Here is a 2,598-nt window from a genome sequence, read left to right as displayed (position 1 = left end):
CCAGGGCGCCAGACACTCCCTCGAAATGCGCAGGCCCAATCTTACCCGGCAGTTTGCTCTATTGTTGGCGGCGACCTCAGTCCGTTGTTGGCCAACCTCTTTCTTCACTATGCGTTTGATCGATGGTCCAGACTGAGCATCCGGAGGTGCCGTTTGAACGGTATGCCGACGATGTGGTCTGTCATTGCAGAACGAAGCAGCAGGCGGAAAAGTTCCTGTCTGTCCTGAGGGAACGGCTCACCGCTTGTGGGCTATCGCTACACCCCGAGAAGACACGCTTGGTTTATTGCAAAGATGGACGACGTCGAGAGGAACATACCCACCCACACTAAGTTCGACTTCCTTGGATTCAGCTTTCACGCTCGGACGGTACAAGACCGAGAGGGAAACTTGTTCACGGGATTCGGACCTGCGGTAAGTCAAAAGGCGCTAACGCGAATGTCTCAGGCCATCAGAAGCATGAGTCTCAATCGAAGTACCTCATTGACGCTGCCCGAACTGGCGCGGCGCATAAACCCAATGGTACGGGGATCGATGAATTACTACGGTGCCTTCTATCCGGAGCCGCTAAAACGGTTCTTGATCAGAATAGACTTACGGCTTGGCGGGTGGGCGCGAAACAAGTACAAGCAGCTGAGAGGACACAAACGACGAGCTTGGGCGTGGCTCAAACGATGTCGGGAAAGTATTCCTATTCGAACACTGGGATTTCTGTTTCGAAGAACGGCGGACAAGAGGAGCCGTATGAATCGAGAGATTCACGTACGGATCTATGAGAGCCTGAGGGGGCAGTTCCCTCGGGCCACTCGACGCCCGTCGCCTTTCGATGAAGGACAATGGAGGGCGGAAGCGGTTGGAGAATGAAACGCTATCCGGCGGAGTTCAAGGAATGGGTGGTTGAGCAGATGATGCCGCCCCGTGAACCGATCAGTTGTGGAGTTGGCCAAGGAGACGGGTGTCACGACGGTGAGCCTGCGCACCTGGCGCCACGAGGCTCGAGAGCAAGGACAGGTTGTGCCAGGCAACGGCAAGCAGAGTGACAAATGGTCCAGCGCGGACAAGTTCAGGGTAGTGCTGGAGACGGCGCCGCTGAGTGAAGCAGAGCTGTCAGAGTACTGCCGCAGGAAGGGCATTCAACCAGAACAGATCCGACAGTGGCGTGCAGCCTGCGAGCTTGCCAATGCCCCGGAGCGAGCCAAGTTGAGCCTGGCGCAACGCCGGGAGGAAGAGGCCGCGAAGAAGCGGATCCGGGACCTGGAGCGTGAGCTGAAGCGCAAGGACGCCGCGCTGGCGGAAACCGCCGCGCTGCTGGTGCTGAGAAAAAAAGCCGAGGCGATCTGGAGAAGGGACGAGGAGGACTGATCAACGTCTCGGATCGCCGCGAAGCCATTGCCTTGATCGATGAAGCGGTGGGGAGTGGCGCGCGCCAATCCAGGGCCTGCGAGGAACTGGGTCTGAACGAGCGCACCTTGCAGCGCTGGCGCCATACGCCGGAGCGACCCAGAGACGGGCGAGACAGATAGCCGCACACGGCAAATGAATCAGATTTGGGGCTTGCTGGGCGAATACGGCCTGCACTTCGTGGTTGGTCGCAAGGCCGCCATGGCGCGACTGAGCGAGATTGAGCAAACCATTCCGGCTCCCTTGTGGCGACTGTTGTCACACCAGCTACAACGATTGAGGGAGTTGGACGCCGAAATCCTGGCCGCCGAGCAGGAGATCGCTGCATGGCTGAAAGCCGAGCCTGCCGCCCAATGCGTGGACGCGATTCCACGGATCGGCCCCATTACCGCGACGGCCCTGGTTGCCACTATGGGATCTCCCCAGGCTTGCTGCTCAGGCAGAGCCTTCGCCGCCAGCCTGGGCCTGGTACCAACTCAGAGTAGCACCGGCGGCAAGGTTTCCCCGTTTGGTGAACGACCCAACGCCTATAATGCTACGACATATGGGCCGGATCTCTACAGCTACCTGCGCATGCTCCTCGTTCATGGGGCTCGCGCTGTCGTACAACAAGCACCCAACCGCCATGATGCACTATCCTGCTGGATCAACGAGCTGCGCTCCAGACGAGGCATGAATATCGCCGTAGTGGCACTGGCGAACAAGACCGCTCGAACAATCTGGGTGCTGTTAGCCAAGGAGCAAGACTACGCAACCGCGTGAGACTCGCTCTGTAACAGCGATCCAGAAACGAAAGGAAGAACTGAACCCATCATCGATTGCACAAGTGATTTGACTCAATGGCAAACGGGTTGGACCGTCGGTGACAGATCCTGCGCAGTCTTAGGGCCTACAAGGCCGTGGATATATGAAGGGGTCACCGAGCGAAATCCATTGGGGCCAGGCGCATAGAAGCGCCAACGCACAGGCCGTATGTATATAAGCAATCCATCTCCTGCGCGCCGTAGAGCAAGTCATTTGGCAAAGAGGAATGGGACCATGTATAAGACAGCAACCCATACCTACAAGCCAAAGCTCTTCAATCTACCTTGGCATCCGGGCGGTGTTCATATAAGAGACTGGGCGCCCTCAAATCTGAAGTGCAACACCTTGCCATCCGGTAAGGTGTGGTGAATGACAAGAACGAAGTACCAACAA

The 2,598-nt window shown here is 57.5% G+C and carries 5 protein-coding genes; all 5 read left to right on the top strand.

The window, feature by feature from the left end; genetic code table 11:
• Positions 1–122: 122 nt before the first annotated feature.
• From J8I82_RS39875 to J8I82_RS37470, 5 genes are read left to right on the top strand one after another with little or no spacing between them, the layout of a single operon-like run.
• Positions 123–332: a reverse transcriptase domain-containing protein gene (locus tag J8I82_RS39875; RefSeq protein WP_209765647.1), complete on the top strand. Its 210-nt coding sequence runs from the start codon at positions 123–125 to the stop codon at positions 330–332.
• A complete protein-coding gene (locus J8I82_RS39870; RefSeq protein WP_431831616.1) occupies positions 295–864 on the top strand; it encodes a group II intron maturase-specific domain-containing protein in 570 nt (189 codons plus the stop codon). Before J8I82_RS39875 ends, J8I82_RS39870 begins: the two co-directional genes overlap by 38 nt.
• A gap of 54 nt (positions 865–918) precedes the next feature.
• Complete coding sequence (locus J8I82_RS37480) at positions 919–1,362, top strand: transposase (protein WP_209765643.1); 444 nt, start codon at positions 919–921, stop codon at positions 1,360–1,362.
• Complete coding sequence (locus tag J8I82_RS39865; protein ID WP_431831617.1) at positions 1,338–1,523, top strand: helix-turn-helix domain-containing protein; 186 nt, start codon at positions 1,338–1,340, stop codon at positions 1,521–1,523. The genes J8I82_RS37480 and J8I82_RS39865 overlap by 25 nt, the downstream gene beginning before the upstream one ends.
• A gap of 13 nt (positions 1,524–1,536) precedes the next feature.
• Positions 1,537–2,163: a transposase gene (locus J8I82_RS37470; protein WP_245180662.1), complete on the top strand. Its 627-nt coding sequence runs from the start codon at positions 1,537–1,539 to the stop codon at positions 2,161–2,163.
• Positions 2,164–2,598: the final 435 nt, after the last annotated feature.

This window comes from Cupriavidus consociatus (genome assembly GCF_017814975.1).
GTDB classification, from domain to species: Bacteria; Pseudomonadota; Gammaproteobacteria; order Burkholderiales; family Burkholderiaceae; genus Cupriavidus; species Cupriavidus consociatus.
The sequence above is the reverse complement of the archived record's forward strand: the minus strand, read 5'-3'. Positions and strand labels throughout refer to the sequence as shown.